Source organism: Streptomyces sp. DI166, from assembly GCF_900091315.1.
Classification (GTDB): Bacteria; Actinomycetota; Actinomycetes; order Streptomycetales; family Streptomycetaceae; genus Streptomyces; species Streptomyces fuscus.
Window position 1 is genome coordinate 59,493 of the sequence record NZ_FLSP01000027.1, and the last position, 20,751, is coordinate 80,243.

The window sequence follows — 20,751 nt, forward strand, 5'->3', positions numbered from 1 at the left end:
GAGGGCGTCGGTACGCCGTGGTTCCGGCGCCTCTCGCCCATCCCGTACGTATGCCAGGAGTCCCGCACATGGCAGACCGCAAGCCGATCGAGTCATGGCTCACCGACATGGACGGTGTGCTGATCCACGAGGGCGTACCGATCCCCGGCGCCGACGCCTTCATCAAGAAGCTCCGCGAGTCCGGCAAGCCGTTCCTGGTGCTGACCAACAACTCCATCTACACCCCGCGCGATCTGCACGCCCGGCTCAACCGCATGGGCCTGGAAGTCCCGATCGAGAACATCTGGACCTCCGCGCTGGCCACCGCCAAGTTCCTGGCCGACCAGCGGCCCGGCGGTTCCGCGTACGTCATCGGCGAGGCCGGTCTGACCACGGCGCTGCACGACATCGGCTACGTCCTCACCGACCACGAGCCGGACTACGTGGTGCTCGGCGAGACCCGCACCTACTCCTTCGAGGCCATGACCAAGGCGGTCCGGCTCATCAACGGCGGCGCCCGCTTCATCGCCACCAACCCCGACGAGACCGGACCGTCCACCGAGGGCCCCCTCCCCGCCACCGGTGCCGTGGCCGCGCTGATCACCAAGGCGACCGGCAAGCAGCCCTACTTCGCGGGCAAGCCGAACCCCCTGATGATGCGCACCGGCCTGAACGCCATCGGCGCCCACTCCGAGACCAGCGCGATGATCGGCGACCGCATGGACACCGACGTGCTGGCCGGCATCGAGGCCGGGATGCAGACCTTCCTGGTGCTCACCGGGCTGACCCGGCCGGAGCAGGTGGAGAACTTCCCGTACCGGCCCTCCCAGGTCGTCGACTCCATCGCGGACCTCGTCGAGCGGATCTGAAACCTCCCTCCCGCGGAAAACAACCCGGACGGAGCAGTCGGGCCCCGCTGCGGATGCGGGGCCCGTGGCCCGGGAGGACGCTCCAGGTAACTGGAGGTTCACGATGGGCTCAATAAAAGTCACTCTCTGTGCAGGTGCTGCGGTAGTCGCCGCGGCGCTCACCCCGGTGGCGTACGCGGCGGACGGGGGAGGGGGCATCTCCGTGAACCCCGCCTCGCCCGCCCCGGGCTCCGATGTGGCACTGCGCCTGACGGGCTGCTCCGAGAAGACCGCGAGCGCGGTGTCGGAGGTGTTCGTCTCGGACATCAAGCTCACCGCCACCGACGAGGACGGCACGCTGGTCGGCGAGAGCCGCATCCAGTCCTCCGTCGAGGTCGGCTCCTACGACGTCAAGGTCACCTGCGGCAACACCGAGTACAAGGTCACGCTGCCGGTCGACAACGAACCCGACGCCCCGGCCTCCCCGGTCGCCCCGGTGAAGGCGGGCGGCGGTGGCTCCGCGGCGCACTTCGCCGGTGAGGAGACACCGTCCGCCGCGACCGGCCCCGGCGCGCCACACGCTGTGGTCGGCCTGGTTCTCGCCGGTGTCGCGGCGACGGCCGTGGCGCTCAGGAGCGCCCGCCGGAGCCGCGGGACGGAGTGACCGCGGTGTCCGGCCGGGTCCTGACCTGCACGGCCTGGGCGGTGCTGCTGCTCGCCCTGTGGCTGTGGGGGCGGGAGGTCACCGACGTACGGCCCGGGATGTCGACGCCCACCACCGGCGACATGGCGGCGGTGGGCCGCCCGCCCGACGTCGACCTGCCGCCCGCCGCCAGCCCGCTCGGCGAGGCCGGTCCGCAGCGCGTCGACATCCCCGCGCTCGGCGTCCAGGCGCCCGTGGTCGCCCGCGGCCTCGATCCGCAGGGCGCGGTCGACCCGCCACCCTTCGACCAGCCCGGCCTGGTCGGCTGGTACGCGGGAGGCGCGGCGCCCGGCGCGAAGGGGGCGGCGGTGCTGGTCGGGCACGTCGACACCGAGACCCGGCCGGCCGTCTTCTACAAGATCAGCGCGATGAAGCCCGGGGAGACGGTCCGGGTGCTCCGGGACGACGGGCGGGTCGCGGAGTTCACCGTCGACGACGTCCGCGTCGTCACCCGCGAACGCTTCGACGCCCGCCAGGCGTACGGCGCCCGCGAGCCGGGCCGCGCCGAACTGCGGCTCATCACCTGCGGCGGCGCCTTCGACCGGATCACCCGCAGCTACACCGCGAACGTGGTGGTCTCGGCGTACCTCACCGGCACCGGCCTGTGACCCACCTGACCCGGTCGACGACCCGCTCCCCTCGAAGCCGCCGACCGGGCTGGGTCCTCGACCGCGCGCGCACGGGCTGCGGGAGTAACCCGGCGACAGGCGCGGGAGGCTGGGGTGGCCATCCCAACGGGAGGCGACAGACCGGGGGCTGGGGCCGTCAGACACGACTCTAGAACGGACGTACGCCCCTGGCCTAGAGCCCGTCCGGCCCGACACGGCGCCGACGCCCACGCCCGGAATGCCGGGTCCCGGCGGCGGGACCGCACCCGCCCGGACAGGAACCGGCGCCACACGGTGCGCGGCGCGTGCGGAGGGGCAGTTCGCCGGGTGGGGATTCGGCGGGTTCGGGCCGCCAATGGCCGGCCGGGCACCGGCGCCGCACATCCCCCTACGACCTTCCGCCCGGCCCCTCCCCGGGCTCCGGCCCCCGGCGGAGCCGCGTCGCCTCCTCCGTGCGGTCGGTCACCCAGCGGGCCACCGTGTCCAGGGGGAGTTGGTGACGGCGGGCATGGCCGCGCAGGGTCAGGAAGGCCGTGTCCGGGGTCGTGTTCCAGCGTTCCGCCAGCATTCCCTTGGCCTGTTCTATGCGGACCCGGCTGGAGAGGGCCTGCTGGAGCTGGGTGGCCAGGGTGCGGCAGTGGGCGTAGGCGTGGTGGTTGGCCAGGCCCAGGGCCGTGGCGTCGGCCAGGGTCTGGGCCAGGACCAGCTGGGCGTCGGACGGGAGGGCGGCGGTGAAGACGTTCAGGGCGCCCAGCAGGGATCCGCGACCGCGCACCGGGACCGCGAACGTCACCGCCACCCCGTGCCGCAGCGCCAGCTCGGTGAAGACCGGCCAGCGGGCACCGGCATGCGCTGTGCCGAGGGACACCGGCGGCACCGGGCGGCCCGTACCGCAGCTGTCCAGGCAGGGCCCGCCGCCGGACTGGGCCCGCAGGAGGTCCAGCGCGAGGTCGCACGGCTCGCCGCTGCCCGCCAGCGAGGCCGTACGGCCCCCGTCGATCAGCATGAACCCGGCGGCCCGGGCGCCGAGCAGCTCCACGCAGCGGTCGCTGACCCGCCGTAAGTGGGCCGTGGTCTCGAACCCGTCCGTCAGTGTGTCCGCCGCCTCCACCAGAGCCGCCGCCAGGAGTGCCTCCCGGTTCTCGCACCGCATGTTTCCCCACGTCCCTTCGCCCGTCGCCCGCCTGCCCAGCGGCGCACCTACCCTCGCCCCCCTGCCTGTAACAGCTCACGGACAAGGCTCGGTCGACCTCGTTGGCCCCGGCGGGGGTGTGTCAGGATTGGGGCTTGGAACAGTGCACCCAAGGGGGAGTGGATGTACGGCAGGAGGGGGGCCCACAGGGGGGCCACCGCGATGGTGCTGGGGGCGGCGCTGCTGATCGCGGGGTGCTCTTCGTCGGACGGCGGGGGTGACGAGCCGGAGAACGCGGCCGGGATTACCCAGCAGCCGAAGGAGATAGACCCGTTCTGGGTCAACCCGGACGGCAACGCGGCCCAGCAGGTCGCCGCGTACGAGAAGGACGGCAAGGACGCCCAGGCCGACCAGATCCGCAAGATCGCCGAGCAGCCGACCGGCGAGTGGATCGGGCCGGACAATCCGGAGGACGAGGCGCGCGGCTACACCGAGGCCGCCGACAAGGCGGGCCGTACGGCGCTGCTGGTCCTCTACAACATCCCGCACCGCGACTGCGGCCAGTACTCCCAGGGCGGCGCCGCCGACGGCGACGCCTACCGCGAGTGGGTCGACGGCGTCGTCGCGGGCATCGGCGAGCGCTCGGCGACCGTCATCCTCGAACCGGACGCCGTACTGCACCTGGTCGACGGCTGCACCCCGGACGAGTTCCACGAGGAGCGCTACGACCTGCTCAAGGGCGCGATCGAGAAGCTCAAGTCGCTGAAGAACACCAAGGTGTACCTGGACGCGGGCAACGCGGGCTGGGGCAACCCGGACCAGATCTTCGAGCCGCTGCAGTGGGCGGGCATCGACAAGGCCGACGGCTTCGCGGTGAACGTCTCGAACTTCTACACCACCGAGGACTCCATCAAGTACGGCAAGACCCTCTCGGCGAAGATCGGCAACAAGCCGTTCGTGATCGACACCAGCCGCAACGGCAACGGCCCCTACCAGGAGGGCGACGCCGGCGAGCGCTGGTGCAACCCGCCCGGCCGCGCCCTCGGCGAGACCCCGACCACGAAGACCGCCGACCCGCTGGTCGACGCCTACGTCTGGGTCAAGCGCCCCGGCGAGTCCGACGGCGAGTGCAAGGGCGGCCCCAAGGCCGGCGAGTGGTGGCCGGAGTACGCGCTGAACCTGGCCAAGGCCAGCAAGTGACAGCGGGCCGAGGAGGCCGGTAAGCGAAAATCCCCGCGCCCCGGGAGGGGCGCGGGGATTTCCCGTGAGTGACCGCCGCTACGGCACGTGCACCCACTGTGCCTCGGACGGCACGCCCTGGTCGTCGACCGCGAACAGCATGTACCAGCCGGACTGAACAAGGTTCTTGTTCTTCGGCATGGTCACCGTCAGCTCGTTGCCGTCCTTCTCGAAGTCCAGCGCGATGGACCGCTGGTCGACGTCCGTGACGTGCGTGGTGGCGCTCGGCCGCATCAGCCGCATCTTCTTGATGGACGAGGCGTGCTGCGAGGTGAACGTGCCCGTCTCACCGCGCGCGATCTCCTCCGTCCCCTTGGACAGCGACGGACGCGAACCCTGGTACAGGTACGGCGGCGTGTAGATCTCGATCCGCTGCTCGAACTTGCCCGGCTTGGTGTTCGCCTTGTCCGCGAACAGCGAGTCCGAACCGAAGAACATCACACGCCCGTCGGGCAGCAGGATCGACCCGGAGTGGTAGTTGCGGCCCACCAGCGGATCGGCGACCCGGCGCATGTCGTTCTTCTCGGTGTCGTAGATCCGCGCCTGAAGGATGTTGGAGTCGCCGCGGCCGCGGTAGTCCTCCGAACCGCCGGAGATCAGCACCTCGTCGTTGGGCAGGATCGACGCCTGCGGGTAACGGGTGCCCTTCTCCAGCGAAGGACCGTCCACGAACTTCGGGTTGTCGGCCTTCAGGTCCACCAGCCGGGTCTTCTCGCTGGACTCCTTCGACTCACCGACCCCGCCGCCGCCGATGACCATGTACTTCTCGTTCTGCGCCGGAGGCAGCAGCACGGTGCCGGAGGTCTCCAGCCGGTCGGCGTCGCTCATCCCGGGAATCTTGGTGAACTTGTTGGTCTCCACGTCCCAGACACCGGGGTCGCGCCCGACGTCGTCGGGGCCGTAGCCCGCGTTGGACCCGGAGTAGAAGATCTTCCCGTTCTGCATCAGGAACAGCGCCGGATACGTCGGGAACTGGCGGACCTTGTCGGTGTAGGTCCACTTCTTGGTCTTCGGGTCGTAGACCTCGTTCTTGCCCGGCACCAACTGGCCGATGTCGTCGAGCCCGGAGACGCTGAGGATCTTGCCGTCGCTCAGTGTGGTGAGCGTCGGGTACCAGCGGGCCTCCTTCATCGGGTCGACCTTGATGTACTTCTCGGCGACCGGATCGAACTCGTAGGCGTCCCGGATGCCCTGGAAGTCCTTCTTGTCCAGGGCGAGCTTCTGCGCTATGCCGTACGTGTTACGCGCGTCCGCTCCGGACAGGCCCTGCACCTTGTAGTTGTCCTCGGTGCCGGTCTCGTACTTGGAGCCGCTCTTCTGCGCCTCGACGTAGATCCGGCCCAGACCGGGGTCGTTGCGCAGGAACTCGCCGGTCTGCTTGTCGAAGACCTTCTTCGCGCGCGGCACCAGCACCGGGTCCTTGGAGACGAACGTCTTGCCGTTCTCCTTGCCGGTGAACTTCGTGCCCGCGGGCAGCGTGATCGGCTTGTCCGGGTTCTCGTTGTGGACGATCATCAGGCCGCCGGCCTTGGTGACGTCACCCTGGAGCTTCTCGTACCGCTTGGTGCCGCCCGCGATCAGCAGGTTGCCGTTGGCGAGCTGGGTGTGGCCCGTGCAGAAGAGGTCGTTGGGTGTCGGCACCTTCTTGATCGTGCCCTTGACCGGGTCCCAGATCCTGGTGTCGAACTTCTTCGCGTCGAAGTTCTCCTGGTTGTTGCCGGAGCCCGCGACGAGCAGCACCTTGCCGGTGCGCAGCAGCGCCGCGTGGATGGTGTTCTGCCGGTACTCCTCCGGGAAGTCGACGATCTCCCAGTGGCCGTTGTCGGCTTTGTACTCCGGTCGGTTGATCTGGTACTGGTGGTATTTCTCGGTGCCGAAGCGGTAGAGCCACGGACCGTTCATCCCGGCCAGCGCGAGCACCACCGCCGTGCCTATCGCGAGTCGACGGACACGGCGGCGGCCGGCCTGGTCTTTCATTCCTTACGTCCCCCAAGTCCACCCAGAGCGATCTGCATGGTCTGGTCGTTGCCGTCCTGTGAGGCGGCCCAACTCGGCTTGTGCTGCGGGCTGTGGTGGCCGGCCGACTGGGTCGGCAGCGGCTGAGCCTGGTGCGGCGTCGTCGGCGCGACCGGTTCCGGCGTGGCCGGGACCCGCGGCTTCTTCTTCTCCTGGCGCAGCATGTGCCGCCAGGCAAAGATCGGTGTGGCGGTGATCAGCATCGCGAACGTCGCCCAGGTGACCATCGCGGGGTGCGCGTGCCCGTAGACGAAGCCGGCCGCGATGGACGCGCCGAAGATCACGATGAAGTACCAGTGGTAGCGGAAGGTTCCGAACCAGCGGTCGGGGCTGGCCGAGTCACCCTTCGGGGTCACCACGAACTTGCTCTTGCGACGCAGCAGCGAGTCGATCAGCGCCTTGGCGTACAGCGGCGCCGACAGCGCGGACATCACCATGCCGGCCACACCGCCGGAGCCCTCCGGCTCGTGCGGCGAGACGTTGTGGCGGCGGTTCCAGACGTACAGGCCGATCTGCAGGGCGGAGGCGTTGCCGTAGAGCATCAGCCAGACCACCGGGTCGATGTTCACACCCGAGGCACCCAGACCCATGAACAGCGCACAGCTGATCGCGGCCAGGATCCAGTTCATGGCCGCCATCGGGTAGAAGATGATCATCATCGTGTAGTTGAAGAGCTTGCTCGGCGGGAGCGAGTACCAGCCCTTCCAGTACTGCTTGAGGATCGTCTCGTACGTACCGCGCGACCAGCGCATCTGCTGGGTGAAGAAGTCCGTCCAGGCGCTCGGGCCCTCACCGACGGCGAGCACGTCGGGGGTGTAGACCGAGCGCCACTTCTTGCCGGTGGCCGGGTTCTTGTGGCGGTGGATCTCGAAACCGGTCGCCATGTCCTCGGTGATCGAGTCGTACAGACCGCCGATCTGCTTGAGCGCCTTGATGCGCACGGCGTTGGAGGTGCCGACGAACATCGGGGCGCCGTACTTGTTGCCCGCGCGCTGGATCAGGGCGTGGAAGAGGAACTGCTGGGACTCGGCGGCCTTGGTGACGAAGTTGTCGTAGTTGCCGTAGACCTGCGGGCCGATGACGAAGCCGACGTTCGGGTCGCGGAAGAAGCCGAGCATGCGCTCCAGGTAGTTGGGGAGCGGGACATGGTCGGTGTCGACGGAGGCGAAGAAGTCGTAGTCGTCGCCGTGCGCGTCCAGCCAGGCGTTGTAGTTGCCGTGCTTGGTCTTGGCGCGGTGCGGGCCCTTGGGCCGGTTCCACTTGGCGATGCCCTTGCGGGAGAAGTGGTGCACGCCGAGCCGGGCGCACACCTCCTTGACCTCGGGGTCGTCGCCCTCGTCCAGCAGCCACACGTGCAGCAGGCCCCGGTGGCGCAGCTTGACCGCGGCCTCCAGGGTCTTGGTGACCATCTCCAGCGGTTCTTTGCCGGGCACGAAGGAGGTCAGGAAGGCGACCCGGGTGCCGGTCTCGGGCACCACCGGGATCGGGTCACGGGCGACCAGCGTGGCGTGCGCGTTCGACAGGACGTTCATGCAGCGGAAGAACTCGATCAGACCGATCGAGACGAGCATGACTATGTCGAGCGCCGGGAGGAAGTCGTAGGCGGGGTAGTCGCGCTCGGTCCAGTGCTCGGGCTGGAGCAGCCAGGCCAGCAGCACGAGCGAGAGCAGCGGCGCCGCCGCGAGCATCAGCGCGACCCGGATGCGGTGCGGCTCCTGGGAGATCAGCGAGCGGTACTGCACGCGGTACGGCTTGTTCGGATCGGGCTGGGTGAGGGGACCCGCCAGCCGGCTGTAGTGCTCGTAGTCGTACTTCGGTAGCGTCTTCTTGATGCGCCTGAACGCTCCGGTCCGATGAGATGGCACTCTGAGCTGAGTGGTCTGTGACGGGTCGGAGTTCGGCCGGGCGCCCGTCGGCGTCGACGTCATGAGTCATCCCCCCACACGCAGGGTCACCGCGTGTCTGTCGGTTCCTTCGGCTGCTTAGGTCCCCCTCGACCTTCACAGACGTATCAGTGGTGGGTCACCGTCACCACATCTTCCACTTCTTAGACATGGAAACGCGACCTTCCGGTTGCATGATGCCCCCCTCGGCATCACCTCATGAAACGGGGCCCCCTCTCCCCGTCGATCCGGCAACCGGTTTCTTGCCCCCCAAGTGCCGCAAACCAGTAGCAGCTTGAAGCAACCAGGGTTCTACGGCGTTCAGCATGATCGCAAGATGCGAAACGCGGTGTTTACCGGTCATACGCGTTCATTGGGGTGCGTGTGGGGGAACTGTGTGCCCTTGGTGGACACCCAGTCAGGGCGGTCGATATCCGGATATACGGGAAGCCCCCCGCGTTGGCAGGGGGCTTCCCGGTCTGTGCGCCGCCAGGGACTCGAACCCCGGACCCGCTGATTAAGAGTCAGCTGCTCTAACCAACTGAGCTAGCGGCGCCTGCTGACACCATCACTCTACCGGACCCCGGGAGGTGCTTCCGACCACTCCAGCCCCACCGCGGCCCCGCTCGGCGGGGTGACGTACATCATTCGGACCGTCAGCATGCGGGCCCGGAAGACAGTTGAGAAACTGACGAATGTGTACACACGCGGACATTTCCACACGGAATGTGAGGGGTATCGCATGGAGACTCCGGTCTTCGAGGAGATCGAACCCGCGAGCGACTGCGACTGCCCCGGATGCGTTCACTGGCGGCGCGTCCTGCCCTACGCCGCCACCGGCCGCACCGGTATCCACCCCGCCCACCGGACGGTGATCGTGGCGGCCGCCGCCTCGGCGGCGCTCGGCGCGGGCCACGCCGTACCGGCGCTGGCGGCCCCGCAGGCACCCGGGCCGGCCGGTCTGCCCCGTCTCCCGGGGGCCGACGAGCCCGACACCCCGCAGGGCGGCAAGGCCCCGCTGCACGGTCCGGGCGGGGCTCCGGCCAAGCCCGCCAAGACGCCCGCCACCACCCGGGCGGAGATCATCAACCGGGCCAAGGAGTGGGTCGCGGCGAAGGTGCCGTACAGCATGTACCGCTACTGGACGGACGGATACCGGCAGGACTGCTCGGGGTTCGTCTCGATGGCCTGGGGGCTGCCCGGCAACGAGTGGACGGGCTCGCTCGACCAGTACGGCGTGCGCATCACCAAGGAGGAGCTCCAGCCCGGCGACATGCTGCTGTTCCACAACCCGGCGGACCCCCAGAAGGGCTCCCACGTGGTGATCTTCGGCGGCTGGACCGACCACACGCACACCTACTACATCGCCTACGAGCAGACACCCCCGCACGCCCGCAGGCAGTCCACCCCGTACGCCTACTGGAGCGACTCCGACCGGTACGTCCCCTACCGCTACAAGGGGCTGGTCAGTGGCGGTACGGGCGGTGCGGAACCGGCCGAGCCCGTGCCGGAGACCAAGGCGCCGTTCCCCGGGCGCGCCTACTTCGGTCCCGGCGCCAACAACAAGTACGTCACCGAACTGGGCCGCATGCTCGTGGCGCGCGGCGCGGCCCGCTTCTACACCACCGGACCCGGCCCGCGCTGGACGGACGCGGACCGGAGGGCCACCCAGGCGTTCCAGCAGGCGCAGGGCTGGCGGGGCGCCGAGGCGGACGGGCTGCCGGGGCCGCACACCTGGGAGCTGCTGGTCAGCGGCAAGGGCAAGGACATCGTCCCCGGCGCGGCCGGACCGCCCGCGCCCCCCTCCTCGCACGGGGTGCCCGGGTATCCGGGGCGGGCGATGTTCCGGCCCGGGGCGAACAACGCCTACGTCACCCGGCTCGGACAGCAACTCGTGAAGAAAGGGTTCGGCAAGTACTACACGACCGGTCCCGGGCCCCGCTGGAGCGAGGCGGACCGGCGCAATGTCGAGGCGTTCCAGCGGGCCCAGGGCTGGCGGGGCGGCGCGGCGGACGGCTACCCGGGGCCGGAGACCTGGCGGCGGCTGTTCCTCTGAGCGGCCGGACGGCCGCCCTTCTCCCGAGACCGGCCCGCCCATCCCGGCGACCGGTCCGGACCCCTTGTTGTGACGCATCTGGCGCGGAGGCTGGAGGCACGCATGAGCACGACCACTTCACCGACACCGGAGTCCGAGGGGCCGTCCCGGCCCGCGCGGCTGATCCAGAACGAGGTCACCACCGAGATCCCCGTCCACCTGCTCTTCCGTGACGACCCCGACCCGGTGACGGTCCCGCTGGCGCCCGCCGTGGTGGGCCGCCGCCAGGGCACCGGGGAGCAGCCGCGCCTGCGCCGCCCCGGCCCGGTGCAGGCCAGAGCCCTGCCCGAGGTCGACCCGGATCTGGCCGAGCGCCCGGCCGGGGTGCTGCCCGGCGCGGCCGGTGTCCTCGCCGGGGCCTGCGGGATCGCGGGCTGCGCGGTCACCTCCTGGTGGGCGGGGACCCTGCCGCACCTCGCGACGGAGGCGCTCGGGCTGCCCCTGTCCACCGCGGCGGGCCTCGGCCCCGCCCAGTGGGCGGCCTACGCCGGAGCCGGCGCCCTCGGTCTGGTCGGCTTCGGCGGACTGGCCCGCGGCCGGACCGGACGGGCCTGGGTGCTCGGCCTGTTCGGCCGCTACCGGGGGACGGTCCGGCGCACCGGGCTGATGTGGGTCAACCCGCTGCTGCTGCGCCGCCGGGTGGACGTACGGCTGCGGCACTGGCGCAGCGAACCGATGCCGGCGGCGGACGCGAGCGGGGTGGCGCTCAGGGTGGTGGTGCTCGCGGTGTGGCGGGTGCGGGACACCGCGAAGGCCACCCTCGGGGTGGAGGACCACGAGGCGTACCTGCGCGAGTGCGTGGAGGCGGCGCTGGCCCGGGTGTCGGTGGAGGCGCCGGGTTCGGGGCGGGGTTCGGTGACCGCGGCCGGGGAGGCGCTGACCCGGCTGGTCGCGGCGGAGGCGGCGCCGGTCGGGGTCGAGGTGTTCTCGGTGCAGCCGGTCCGGGTCGAGTACGCGCCGGAGGTCGCGGCGGCGATGCACCGGCGGCGGATCGCGGCGCTGGACGCCCAGCACCGGGCCTCGGTGCTCAGCTCGGTGGTGGACTCGGTGGAGGACACGGTGACCCGGCTGACCATGCGGGGGCTGGTCGAACTCGACGACTACGAGCGCAAGGCGCTGGTGAAGGACCTGACGGTCGCCTTCTGCTCCGGGCGCGGAGAAACAACCGGTTGATTGGTATGGACATGCTCAACTAACGGCAATACGCTCGAACTTGGTCTAGACCTACCTGCACAGCTCACAGAACCTCCCCCACGTTCCCAGGAGCGGCAGCATGCACAGAAAGACCAAGTTGTCCGCTGCCGTGGTGGGCCTCGCCACCACCGGAGCCTTCGTGCTCTCGTCCGGCGGGGCCACCGGCCACGGCTACACCGACCTCCCCATCAGCAGGCAGAAGCTCTGCCAGAACGGCACCGTGACCAACTGCGGCCCCATCCAGTGGGAACCGCAGAGCGTCGAGGGGCCCAAGGGCTTCCCGGGCGGCGGCCCGGCCGACGGCACGATATGCAACGCCGGGCTCGGCCAGTTCAGCCAGCTCAGCTCCCCGCGCACACCGAACGGCGGCGCCTGGCCGGCCACCAAGGTGACGGGCGGTCAGAGCTACACCTTCCGCTGGCAGTTCACGGCCATGCACGCCACGACCGACTTCAAGTACTACGTGACCAAGCCGGGCTGGAACCAGAACCACAACCTCGCCCGGTCCGACCTCAACCTCACCCCGTTCCTGACGGTGCCGTACAACGGCCAGCGGCCACCGCAGACCCTCTCGCACAGCGGAAGACTGCCGTCCGGGCTCAGCGGACGGCACGTGATCCTGGCGGTGTGGACGATCGCGGACACCGGCAACGCGTTCTACGCGTGCTCGGACGTCACGTTCTGAGCATCGCTTGAGCGAACACGGTTTCCCCCGCGGGTAGGTCCCCCGTGCGCACCGGCCCGGCCGGACGCACGGGGGACCAAGACCGCGGCACGGGGGACCGACCATGAACCTGCTCGTCCTCGCACCACTCCTCGTCATCGCCGGCGTTCTCTACGCCGCCCACGACGTCCTGCGCGACTGGCTGCGGCTGCACAGGGCGTGGGGCAGCGGGCTGGTGGCCGAGGGTCGCTGTCTGCGGACGTACACCTCGACCCGCTGCGTCGGTGAGCAGGGCATGGACCATACGGTGCGGCACCACGTCTACGAGTTCATGACCGCCGACGGCCAGGTCGTCCGGTTCGAGGAGCGGGGCGGACCCGTATGCAGGATCGCCGGGGACTTCGTGACCGTGTACTACAGCGCCGGTGCCACGGTGGCCGCCACGGCCGTGCCGCCGCGCCCCGTCCGGCAGGCCGTGAGCACGCTCGGCATGCTCGGCTTCCTCGGGGTGGTGGCCGTGTTCGCGGTGTTCATCCTGGCCCGGTGACGAACGGCCCTGGGAATCTGACGGTACGTCAATTACCCTGCGCGCCCATGGAGTCCACGAGTATCGCCGAACTCGTCGCGGCGCGCTGGGGGGACCACCGGCCGGGGCTGTGGTGCGAGGGGCGGGTGCTGACGCAGCACGAGGTGGCCGCCGGTGCGGCCGTGCGGGCGGCGCTGCTGGGGGAGCTGTTGCCGCCGGGGGCGGAGCCGCATGTCGGGGTGCTTCTCGACAACACCTTGGAGTTCCCGCTCTGGCTCGCCGGGGCGGCGCTCGCGGGCGCGGCGGTGGCCGGAATCAATCCCACCCGGCGGGGAGCGGAACTCGCGCGGGACATCCTGCACACCGAGTGCCGCGTCCTGGTCACCGAGCCGGTCCACCTGCCGTTGCTGCGCGGCCTCGCACTGCCGGGCGTGCGGGTCCTGGTCACCGGTACGCCGGAGTACGACGCCCTGCTCGCGCCCTACGCGGGCGCCCGCCCCGACGCCTCCCGCGCCACCGCGCGCGACCGGCTGCTGCTCTACTTCACCTCCGGTTCAACGGGCGCCCCCAAGGCCGCGATCTGCACGCAGGGTCGGCTGGCCGCCGCCGGGCGCTCGCTGGCCGAGCAGTTCCGGGTGCGGCCGGACGACGTGCACTACATCTGCATGCCGATGTTCCACGGCAACGCCGTCATCGCCGACTGGGCCCCCGCCCTCGTCGCCGGGGCGGGCGTGGCGCTGCGGCGGCGGTTCTCGGCGTCCGGGTTCCTGGACGACGTACGGGCGTACGGGGCGACGTACTTCACCTACGTGGGCCGGGCGATCCAGTACGTCCTCGCCACCGAGTCGCGCCCCGACGACCGGGACAACCCGCTGCGGCTCGGCTTCGGCACCGAGGCGGGGGCGGCGGACGCGGCGGCCTTCGAGCGGCGGTTCGGGGTGCGGCTGGTGGAGGGGTACGGGTCCTCCGAGGGCGGGGCGGCGGTGCAGTGGTCGCCCGGGACGCCGGCGGGGGCGGTGGGGCGGGCGACGCCCGGTCTTGTCGTACTCGATCCGGAGACGGGGCGGGAGCGGCCGGTCGCGCGGTTCGACGCGGGCGGGCGGCTGCTGAACGGGGACGAGGCGATCGGGGAGCTGGTGAACCGTGGGCCGAACCCCTTCGAGGGGTACTGGCGCAATCCCGGGGCGGAGGCCGAGCGGCGGCGGGACGGGGCGTACTGGACCGGGGACCTGTTCTGCAAGGACGCCGAGGGCTATCTGTACTTCGCGGGGCGGGCGGACGACCGGCTCCGGGTGGACGGGGAGAACCTGGCCGCCGCGATGATCGAGAACATCCTCGCCCGGTACGAGGGCGCCCGCGCGGTGGCCGTGTACGCCGTACCGGACCCGGTGACCGGGGACCAGGTGATGGCGGCCCTGTCCGGCACGTTCGACCCGGACACGTTCTCGGCCTTTCTCCGGGCCCAGCCGGATCTGGGTACGAAGATGGCGCCCAGGTTTGTCCGGGTTGTCCACCGGATGCCGGTCACCGCTACGAACAAGATTCACCGGGCGCTGCTGAGGCGGGAGGGGGTCCATTGTCCGGACCCGGTCTGGTGGCGCCCACCAGACGAACCGACGTACCGCCCCTTTACTACCAGGGACGCCGAAGGGCCCCTCGCTCCCACGAGAGGCCCTTCCAGTGTGCGCCGCCAGGGACTCGAACCCCGGACCCGCTGATGCTGCACTATCCGGGGGATGACCCCCGGACCCCCAGCAGTCTCGCGGATGCCGCAGGAACCCCTGGAAAAAGCGAAGACCCCTCGCTCCCACGAGAGGTCTTCGCTACCGTGCGCCGCCAGGGACTCGAACCCCGGACCCGCTGATTAAGAGTCAGCTGCTCTAACCAACTGAGCTAGCGGCGCATGACTCGCGCCAACCTTGCGATCCGATGTCTCGCGGCTGGCGACGAGAAAAATACTACCTGGTCCTCGGGGGTGCTCCGTACCACCGAGGAGGACCTAGATCGCCAGGGAGAGGAGGACCGGTGCCGCGTTGCGGTTCAGGGTGTCCGCCGCCTGGCGGAGGCGGTGGGCGTGTTCGACCGGGAGGGACAGCGCCAGGCAGCCCACGGAGGAGCCCGCGGTTATCGGCACCGCCGCGCACACCGTGCCGATCGCGTACTCCTGGAGGTCGAGGACCGGCACCGTCGCGGGCTGGGCCTCAAGCCGGGAGAGCAGGAGCTTGTCGCTGGTGATGGTGCGGGAGGTGAGCCGCGCCATCTTGTGCCGGGACAGATGGTCCCGGCGGCCGTTGTGGTCGAGCTGGGTCAGCAGGCTCTTGCCGACCGCCGTCGCGTGTGCCGAGAAGCGGAAGTCCACCCACTCGTTCACGGCGGGCGTGGCCGGGCTGTCCGCGTACTGTGTGACCTTCACCTCACCGTCGACGTAGCGGCTGATGTACACCGCCGCGCCGACCGAGTCGCGCAGCCGGTTCAGGGTGCGCTGGAGCTTTTCGCGCAGTGCCTCCTCGCGGTCCCGGGCGGAGCCCAGGCGGGTCAGTGCCTCGCCGGTGACATAGCCGCCGTCGGCGACCTGCTCGACGTATCCCTCGCGGCGCAGCATCCTCAGGAGGCTGGTCAGGCGCTCCGGGTTGAGGGCGGTGTGCCGGGCGAGCTCGGTGTCGTTGATTCCGGTGGTGTGCCGCGCCACGGTTTCCAGGACGCGCAGCGCGTCCTGGGCCGAGTGGTACGGCGCGGTCGGCTCGTGCTTCAGCGCCACGGTTCCCCCTGGGCCGGATTCCGGTCAGCCAATCGTGTCCACGATAGCCGCCAAAGCGCTTTCAGTGAGCGGCTGTTGACAAGTTTCCACCCCCGCCATCTGCGGTGATAACCCTCTGGCATATGACACGGCCATGACCTGGACACCCCTCACAGCACCGCGCTGAGAAATTCCCGGGTCCGGTCGTGCTCCGGCTCGCTGAAGATCTTTTCCGGCGTCCCCGCCTCGATGACCCGGCCGGAGTCGAACATCAGGACCTGGTCGGAGATGTCCCGGGCGAAGTTCATCTCGTGGGTCACGCACAGCATCGTGATGTCGGTGGAGCGGGCGATGTCCCGCAGCACGTCCAGTACGCCCGCCACCAGCTCCGGGTCCAGCGCCGAGGTCACCTCGTCCAGCAGCAGTACCTGCGGGCGCATGGCGAGGGCGCGGGCGATGGCCACCCGCTGCTGCTGGCCGCCGGAGAGCTGCGCCGGGTGCTTGTCGACGTGGTCGGTGAGCCCGACCAGTTCCAGCAGGTCACGGGCCCGCTCCTCGGCCTCGTCCTTGGACAGGCCGAGCACGGTGACGGGGGCCTCGGTGATGTTTCTCAGCACCGTCATGTTCGGGAACAGGTTGAACTGCTGGAAGACCATCCCGATCTTCTTGCGGACCTCGCGGACCTGCTTCTCCGGCGCCGGGAACAACTGGTCCCCGTCGACCGTGATCGTGCCCTCGTCCGGCTTGATCAGGGTCATCAGCAGCCGCAGGATCGTCGTCTTGCCCGAGCCGGACGGACCGATCAGCGTCACGTGCTTCCCGGCCTCGACGGAGAAGTCGAGATGGTCGAGGACGGTGTGGTCCCCGAACCGCTTGGTGACCCGCTCCAGCCGGATCAGCTCGCCGTTCGCGCTCTTGCGGGCGGGGTCGTTCATGTCGGGGCTGTGCTGCACGTCAGTGGACAAGGCGTCGCTCCAGGGCTCGCAGAAGAAGGGAGGCCAGATAGGAAATGACGATGAAGGCCACGCCGATCACCGTCAGCGGCTCGGTGAACTGGAAGTGCTCCTGGGAGAACAGCCGCGCCTGCCCGAGCATGTCGAGCACGGTGATCACCATCAGCATCGGCGTGTCCTTGAGCATCGCGATCACGTAGTTGCCGAGCGCCGGCACCACCCGGCGGATCGCCTGCGGCAGGATCACCGCGGTCCAGGTCCGCCGCAGCGGCAGGTTCAGCGCCGTCGCGGCCTCCCACTGGCCGACCGGCACCGCCTCGATACCGGCCCGGTAGACCTGCATCGTGTACGTCGAGTAGTGCAGCCCGATACCGACCACGCCGGTGGTCAGGGCGGAGAAGGTCACGCCCCACTCGGGCAGCACGTAGAAGAGGAAGACCAGTTGGACGAGGAGCGGGGTGTTGCGCACGAACTCCGTGAGCACCCCCACCGGCCAGGTCACCCAGCGGCTCGGCACGCGCATCAGCAGCGCCCACACCAGGCCCAGCGTGAAGGAGATCAGCGAGCCGAGCACCAACGCCTGGAGCGTGACCAGCAGTCCGTCCCAGAACTGCGGCATGAAGTCGGATACCGCCTGCCAGTCCCAGTTCACTTGACACCACCGCCCACCGGCTCGGACACCACGATCTTCTGCTCCGGCCGCTTGCCGACACCCGCCTTGAGTTTCTTCTCAAGGCCGCGCATCCCCCGGGTCAGGACGAACGCGATCACGAAGTAGATGACCAGCACATACGCGTAGATCTCCGCGCTCTCCTGGAGCGCCAGCCGCACCAGGTTGGCGCTGAAGGCGAGGTCGCCCATGCCCATCACCGACACCAGCGCGGTTCCCTTGAGCAGTTCGATCAGCAGGTTGGAGAAGGGCGGGATCATCTCCGGCACCGCCTGCGGCAGCAGGATCAGCCGCAGTCGCTGCCAGGGCGTGAAGCTGAGCGCGATACCGCCCTCCGCCTGCGCCGGGTCCACCGCGTTCAGCGCGCCGCGCACGATCTCGGAGCCGTAGGCGCCGTAGGTCAGGCCGAGGGCGAGCGTGCCCGCCCACAGGGGAACGAGCTGCCAGCCGAAGGCGAGGGGCAGCACGAAGAACACCCAGAAGATCATCACCAGTGCCGAGGTACCGCGGAACACCTCGGTGTAGAAGCCCGCGAGGAAGCGGACGATCCACAGCCGGTGGGTACGCGCGACGCCCACCACGAAGGAGACCGCCGCGGCCAGCAGCGCGCTGCACACGAGGAGTTGGAGGGTGACCCAGACGCCTTTGAGTACCAGTTCCCACAGTCCCGAAGTCATCCGCCGCACAGCTCCTTCGCGGTCAGATCGGTCATCTCGGCCTCGGTGAACCCGAACGGCTTGAGAATGCGCAGCAGTTCGCCGCTCTTCTTCAGCTTGTGCAGCTCGGTGTTGAAGGCGTCCCGCAGCTTGGTCTCGGTCGGGCGGAACGCGAACGCGCCGCCGTCCACATGGGGTTCGCCGTCCACCAGCGGCTTGAACGGCTCGGTCGACTCCGCCTTCGAGGACTTCTTCACCACCTCACGGGTGGTCAGCGCGGTCCCCGCGAACACATCGGCCCGGCCCGCCTCCACCGCGTTCAGCCCGGCGACCTGGTCCGGCACGATCAGGATGTCGCCCTCGGGGTACCCGGCGTCGACCGCGTACTGGATCTCCGCGTACCCGGTGCCGGTGGCGAACCTCGCCTTCTTCTCCACCACGTCCTGGTAGTTGCGCAGGCCCTTGGGGTTGCCCTTGCGCACGATGAACGAGTCGAGCATCTGGTAGTCCGGGTCGGCGAAGATGACCTGCTCGCAGCGCTCGGGATTGACGTACATCCCGGCCGCGACGACGTCGAACTGCTGGGAGTTCAGACCCGGGATCAGTGAGCCGAACTCGGTCGGCACCGGCTGCACCTTGTCCACCCCGAGCCGTTTGAAGATGACCTTCGCCAGCTCGGGCGCCTCACCGGTCAGCTCACCGTCCTTGTCGATGTAGCCGAACGGGATCTCGCCCGCGATACCGAGCCGTACCACGCCCGCGGCGCGCAGCCGTTCCAGCAGGTCGCCGCCGTCCTCGGTGGAGGCGGTGGCCACCCGGGAGCAGCCCGCCGCGCCCAGCGCACCGAGCGCCGCCACCCCCGCGAGCAGCGTTCGGCGGGTGGGGGCGGGCGTGTGTTCTCTGTGTTTGCTGCGTTCCAGTGCTGGAGCCATGGCGGCGCGGCTACCCGACTCCATGCGATGTATGCACCCTGGATTTCATGACCGAACGGTTCATTGAGATCTCGCTCGTGAAGCGGGACATCCACTGCACGGCGCGGCTGCTCGCCGACCGCGCCCCGCTGACCTGCGCCGCCGTCTGGGACGCGCTCCCGCTCGGCAGTGACGTCTACCACGCCAAATACGCCCGCAACGAGATCTACGCCCTCTTCCCGCCGTTCGCCCACGCGGAGCCGCCCCTGGAGAACCCGACCGTCACCCCGATCCCCGGCGACCTGTGCTACTTCGCCTTCGCGGGCGCCGAACTGGGCACCAAGGCCTACGGCTACGACCGTGAGGTGCGCCCCGGCGCCACCCTGATCGACCTGGCCCTGTTCTACGAGCGCAACAACCTGCTCCTCAACGGCGATGTCGGCTGGGTGCCGGGCACCGTGTGGGGCGAGGTCGTGGACGGGCTGGACCGGATGGCGGAGGCCTGCAACGACCTGTGGCGCTCGGGCGCCGCGGGGGAGACCCTCAGCTTCCGTCGGACATGAGCGCGTGCGCCGCCCGCAGCACCAGATCGTCCCGGTGCCGGGCGGCCACGATCTGAAGCCCCACCGGAAGCCCGTCGCCGTCCGTGCCCACGGGGACGGTGGCGGCGGGCTGCTGGGTCATGTTGAAGGGGTACGTGAAGGGCGTCCACCCCGTCCAGCGGCGGTGCCCGGAGCCCTTGGGCACCTCGGCGCCCGCCTCGAAGGCCGTGATCGGCAGGGTGGGCGTGAGCAGCAGGTCGTAGGTGTCGTGGAAGCGGCCCATCCGGCGGCCGAGGTCCATGCGGACGTCGACGGCGGCCAGGTAGTCCAGGGCGGTGTACCGGGCGCCGAGCGCGCGGATCTCGCGCAGTCCGGGGTCGAGCAGTTCCCGCTGGTGCGGGCCGAGGTGCTGGGTGACGCGGGCGGCACCGCCGAACCACAGGGTGTGGAAGGCGTCCACCGGGTCGGTGAGGTCGGGGTCGGTCTCCTCCACGAACGCGCCGAGTCCCGCGAGCCGTTCCACCGCCCGCCGTACCGCGGAGGCCACCGCAGGGCGTACCGCCACCTGGCCGCCGAAGGAGGGCGAGTACGCCACCCGCAGCCCGCGCACCCCGCCGGACAGCGCCCCGGTGAAGGAACCGGCGGCCGGTCCGAGGGCGGACCAGTCGCGGGAGTCCGGCACGCCGATGACGTCCAGCATCAGCGCCGCGTCGGCGGCGTCCCGGGTCATCGGCCCGACGTGCGCCAGCGTCCCGAACGCGCTCGCCGGATACAGCGGCACCCTTCCGTACGTCGGCTTGAGCCCGAAGATCCCGCAGAACGCGGCCGGGATACGGACGCTGCCGCCGCCGTCCGTGCCGAGCGCCAGCGGGCCCGCGCCGAGGGCCACCGCCGCGGCGGCGCCGCCGCTGGAGCCGCCCGCCGTGCGCGTCGGGTCCAGCGGATGCCGGGTGATCCCGGTGAGCGGCGAGTCGGTGACGCCCTTCCATCCGAACTCGGGGGTGGTGGTCTTGCCGAGGAACACCGCCCCGTGCTCGCGCAGCCGGGCCACGGAGGGCGCGTCCTCCTCCCAGGGGCCCTCGGCCGCGATGGTCCTCGACCCCTTCAGGGTGGGCGCCCCGCGCATCAGCAGGATGTCCTTCACGGTGACCGGCACCCCGTCCAGCAGCCCGGCCGGCTCCCCGCGCCGCCACCGCTCCGCCGACTCCCGGGCCTGCCGGAGCGCCTGCTCGGCGGTGATCCGCACGAACGCGTTCACCTCCGGCTGGATCAGCTCGGCCCGCTCCAGCGCCGCGCGCGTGGCCTCCACGGGGCTGAAGGCGCCCGTGCGGTAGCCGTCGAGGAGCTGTACGGCGGTCAGTCCGGTCAGATCGGTCATACGCCCTCCAGCGGTGG

At 70.2% G+C, this 20,751-nt stretch carries 19 protein-coding genes and 2 tRNA genes; 10 read left to right on the plus strand and 11 right to left on the minus strand.

The annotated features are described in order from the left end of the window. Positions 1-68: 68 nt before the first annotated feature. The 3 genes from GA0115233_RS15805 to GA0115233_RS15815 all read left to right on the plus strand — a co-directional run bounded on the left by GA0115233_RS15805 (position 69) and on the right by GA0115233_RS15815 (position 2,138). Positions 69-848 carry an HAD-IIA family hydrolase gene (locus tag GA0115233_RS15805; protein ID WP_093720853.1) on the plus strand — a complete coding sequence of 260 codons (780 nt, stop codon included), beginning with the start codon at positions 69-71 and terminating at the stop codon, positions 846-848. Between the two features lie 103 nt (positions 849-951). Beyond that, positions 952-1,491: a hypothetical protein gene (locus tag GA0115233_RS15810; RefSeq protein ID WP_093720854.1), complete on the plus strand. Its 540-nt coding sequence runs from the start codon at positions 952-954 to the stop codon at positions 1,489-1,491. Positions 1,492-1,496: 5 nt separating this feature from the next. Next, positions 1,497-2,138: a class F sortase gene (locus GA0115233_RS15815; protein WP_255310210.1), complete on the plus strand. Its 642-nt coding sequence runs from the start codon at positions 1,497-1,499 to the stop codon at positions 2,136-2,138. A gap of 388 nt (positions 2,139-2,526) precedes the next feature. Here GA0115233_RS15815 and GA0115233_RS15820 read toward each other — a convergent pair whose 3' ends face one another. Next, the gene (locus tag GA0115233_RS15820; RefSeq protein WP_093720856.1) at positions 2,527-3,291 is read right to left on the minus strand and encodes a GAF and ANTAR domain-containing protein; all 765 of its coding nucleotides are present in this window, start codon (positions 3,289-3,291) and stop codon (positions 2,527-2,529) included. A gap of 162 nt (positions 3,292-3,453) precedes the next feature. On the opposite strand from GA0115233_RS15820, the gene GA0115233_RS15825 reads away from it, so the two are divergent. Continuing rightward, on the plus strand, positions 3,454-4,470 hold the full coding sequence (locus GA0115233_RS15825; RefSeq protein WP_093720857.1) for a glycoside hydrolase family 6 protein: 1,017 nt from the start codon (positions 3,454-3,456) through the stop codon (positions 4,468-4,470). Between the two features lie 78 nt (positions 4,471-4,548). Here the strand turns inward: GA0115233_RS15825 and GA0115233_RS15830 are convergent, their stop codons facing one another. The 3 genes from GA0115233_RS15830 to GA0115233_RS15840 all read right to left on the minus strand — a co-directional run bounded on the left by GA0115233_RS15830 (position 4,549) and on the right by GA0115233_RS15840 (position 8,964). Next, positions 4,549-6,486, minus strand: coding sequence for a kelch motif-containing protein (locus GA0115233_RS15830; RefSeq protein WP_093720858.1), 1,938 nt, complete (start codon positions 6,484-6,486; stop codon positions 4,549-4,551). Continuing rightward, positions 6,483-8,453: a glycosyltransferase family 2 protein gene (locus tag GA0115233_RS15835; protein WP_093720859.1), complete on the minus strand. Its 1,971-nt coding sequence runs from the start codon at positions 8,451-8,453 to the stop codon at positions 6,483-6,485. The genes GA0115233_RS15830 and GA0115233_RS15835 overlap by 4 nt, the downstream gene beginning before the upstream one ends. 437 nt (positions 8,454-8,890) lie before the next feature. Beyond that, positions 8,891-8,964: transfer RNA gene (locus GA0115233_RS15840), tRNA-Lys, on the minus strand. A 186-nt stretch (positions 8,965-9,150) separates the two neighbouring features. On the opposite strand from GA0115233_RS15840, the gene GA0115233_RS15845 reads away from it, so the two are divergent. The 5 genes from GA0115233_RS15845 to GA0115233_RS15865 all read left to right on the plus strand — a co-directional run bounded on the left by GA0115233_RS15845 (position 9,151) and on the right by GA0115233_RS15865 (position 14,605). Further along, complete coding sequence (locus GA0115233_RS15845; protein ID WP_093720860.1) at positions 9,151-10,464, plus strand: peptidoglycan-binding protein; 1,314 nt, start codon at positions 9,151-9,153, stop codon at positions 10,462-10,464. Positions 10,465-10,566: 102 nt separating this feature from the next. Continuing rightward, positions 10,567-11,676, plus strand: a complete 1,110-nt coding sequence (locus tag GA0115233_RS15850) for an SPFH domain-containing protein (RefSeq protein ID WP_093720861.1) — start codon at positions 10,567-10,569, stop codon at positions 11,674-11,676. Positions 11,677-11,776: 100 nt separating this feature from the next. Beyond that, positions 11,777-12,382 carry a lytic polysaccharide monooxygenase auxiliary activity family 9 protein gene (locus tag GA0115233_RS15855; RefSeq protein WP_093720862.1) on the plus strand — a complete coding sequence of 202 codons (606 nt, stop codon included), beginning with the start codon at positions 11,777-11,779 and terminating at the stop codon, positions 12,380-12,382. 103 nt (positions 12,383-12,485) lie between these two features. Then, a complete protein-coding gene (locus tag GA0115233_RS15860) occupies positions 12,486-12,908 on the plus strand; it encodes a hypothetical protein (RefSeq protein WP_093720863.1) in 423 nt (140 codons plus the stop codon). A gap of 47 nt (positions 12,909-12,955) precedes the next feature. Beyond that, positions 12,956-14,605 carry a long-chain-fatty-acid--CoA ligase gene (locus tag GA0115233_RS15865; RefSeq protein ID WP_093720864.1) on the plus strand — a complete coding sequence of 550 codons (1,650 nt, stop codon included), beginning with the start codon at positions 12,956-12,958 and terminating at the stop codon, positions 14,603-14,605. Positions 14,606-14,716: 111 nt separating this feature from the next. On the opposite strand, the gene GA0115233_RS15870 is transcribed toward GA0115233_RS15865, so the two are convergent. The 6 genes from GA0115233_RS15870 to ehuB form a co-directional block, all read right to left on the minus strand. Then, positions 14,717-14,790: transfer RNA gene (locus GA0115233_RS15870), tRNA-Lys, on the minus strand. 96 nt (positions 14,791-14,886) lie between these two features. Then, positions 14,887-15,645, minus strand: coding sequence for an IclR family transcriptional regulator (locus tag GA0115233_RS15875; RefSeq protein ID WP_093720865.1), 759 nt, complete (start codon positions 15,643-15,645; stop codon positions 14,887-14,889). Positions 15,646-15,794: 149 nt separating this feature from the next. Further along, the gene (gene ehuA / locus GA0115233_RS15880; RefSeq protein ID WP_093720886.1) at positions 15,795-16,559 is read right to left on the minus strand and encodes an ectoine/hydroxyectoine ABC transporter ATP-binding protein EhuA; all 765 of its coding nucleotides are present in this window, start codon (positions 16,557-16,559) and stop codon (positions 15,795-15,797) included. 19 nt (positions 16,560-16,578) lie between these two features. After that, entirely contained in the window at positions 16,579-17,229 is a 651-nt protein-coding gene (gene ehuD / locus GA0115233_RS15885) for an ectoine/hydroxyectoine ABC transporter permease subunit EhuD (protein WP_093720866.1), read from the minus strand. Beyond that, the gene (gene ehuC / locus GA0115233_RS15890; protein WP_093720867.1) at positions 17,226-17,924 is read right to left on the minus strand and encodes an ectoine/hydroxyectoine ABC transporter permease subunit EhuC; all 699 of its coding nucleotides are present in this window, start codon (positions 17,922-17,924) and stop codon (positions 17,226-17,228) included. The genes ehuD and ehuC overlap by 4 nt, the downstream gene beginning before the upstream one ends. After that, entirely contained in the window at positions 17,921-18,835 is a 915-nt protein-coding gene (gene ehuB, locus GA0115233_RS15895; RefSeq protein WP_176711797.1) for an ectoine/hydroxyectoine ABC transporter substrate-binding protein EhuB, read from the minus strand. The genes ehuC and ehuB overlap by 4 nt, the downstream gene beginning before the upstream one ends. Before the next feature lie 47 nt (positions 18,836-18,882). Between ehuB and GA0115233_RS15900 the strand changes: the two genes are divergently transcribed. Then, positions 18,883-19,377, plus strand: a complete 495-nt coding sequence (locus GA0115233_RS15900) for a DUF3830 family protein (protein WP_176711798.1) — start codon at positions 18,883-18,885, stop codon at positions 19,375-19,377. Here the strand turns inward: GA0115233_RS15900 and GA0115233_RS15905 are convergent. Further along, the gene (locus GA0115233_RS15905) at positions 19,358-20,734 is read right to left on the minus strand and encodes an amidase (protein ID WP_093720869.1); all 1,377 of its coding nucleotides are present in this window, start codon (positions 20,732-20,734) and stop codon (positions 19,358-19,360) included. The genes GA0115233_RS15900 and GA0115233_RS15905 overlap by 20 nt on opposite strands. Between the last annotated feature and the right edge of the window lie 17 nt (positions 20,735-20,751).

Excerpts from the sequence above, each read along its gene's own strand:
- GA0115233_RS15805 (WP_093720853.1), top strand. The coding sequence starts at position 69 with ATGGCAGACCGCAAGCCGATCGAGTCATGGCTCACCGACATGGACGGT.
- GA0115233_RS15810 (WP_093720854.1), top strand. The coding sequence starts at position 952 with ATGGGCTCAATAAAAGTCACTCTCTGTGCAGGTGCTGCGGTAGTCGCC.
- GA0115233_RS15820 (WP_093720856.1), bottom strand. The coding sequence starts at position 3,291 with ATGCGGTGCGAGAACCGGGAGGCACTCCTGGCGGCGGCTCTGGTGGAG.
- GA0115233_RS15825 (WP_093720857.1), top strand. The coding sequence starts at position 3,454 with ATGTACGGCAGGAGGGGGGCCCACAGGGGGGCCACCGCGATGGTGCTG.
- GA0115233_RS15830 (WP_093720858.1), bottom strand. The coding sequence starts at position 6,486 with ATGAAAGACCAGGCCGGCCGCCGCCGTGTCCGTCGACTCGCGATAGGC.
- GA0115233_RS15835 (WP_093720859.1), bottom strand. The coding sequence starts at position 8,453 with ATGACGTCGACGCCGACGGGCGCCCGGCCGAACTCCGACCCGTCACAG.
- GA0115233_RS15845 (WP_093720860.1), top strand. The coding sequence starts at position 9,151 with ATGGAGACTCCGGTCTTCGAGGAGATCGAACCCGCGAGCGACTGCGAC.
- GA0115233_RS15850 (WP_093720861.1), top strand. The coding sequence starts at position 10,567 with ATGAGCACGACCACTTCACCGACACCGGAGTCCGAGGGGCCGTCCCGG.
- GA0115233_RS15855 (WP_093720862.1), top strand. The coding sequence starts at position 11,777 with ATGCACAGAAAGACCAAGTTGTCCGCTGCCGTGGTGGGCCTCGCCACC.
- GA0115233_RS15860 (WP_093720863.1), top strand. The coding sequence starts at position 12,486 with ATGAACCTGCTCGTCCTCGCACCACTCCTCGTCATCGCCGGCGTTCTC.
- GA0115233_RS15865 (WP_093720864.1), top strand. The coding sequence starts at position 12,956 with ATGGAGTCCACGAGTATCGCCGAACTCGTCGCGGCGCGCTGGGGGGAC.
- ehuA (WP_093720886.1), bottom strand. The coding sequence starts at position 16,559 with ATGAACGACCCCGCCCGCAAGAGCGCGAACGGCGAGCTGATCCGGCTG.
- ehuC (WP_093720867.1), bottom strand. The coding sequence starts at position 17,924 with ATGACTTCGGGACTGTGGGAACTGGTACTCAAAGGCGTCTGGGTCACC.
- ehuB (WP_176711797.1), bottom strand. The coding sequence starts at position 18,835 with ATGGCTCCAGCACTGGAACGCAGCAAACACAGAGAACACACGCCCGCC.
- GA0115233_RS15900 (WP_176711798.1), top strand. The coding sequence starts at position 18,883 with ATGACCGAACGGTTCATTGAGATCTCGCTCGTGAAGCGGGACATCCAC.
- GA0115233_RS15905 (WP_093720869.1), bottom strand. The coding sequence starts at position 20,734 with ATGACCGATCTGACCGGACTGACCGCCGTACAGCTCCTCGACGGCTAC.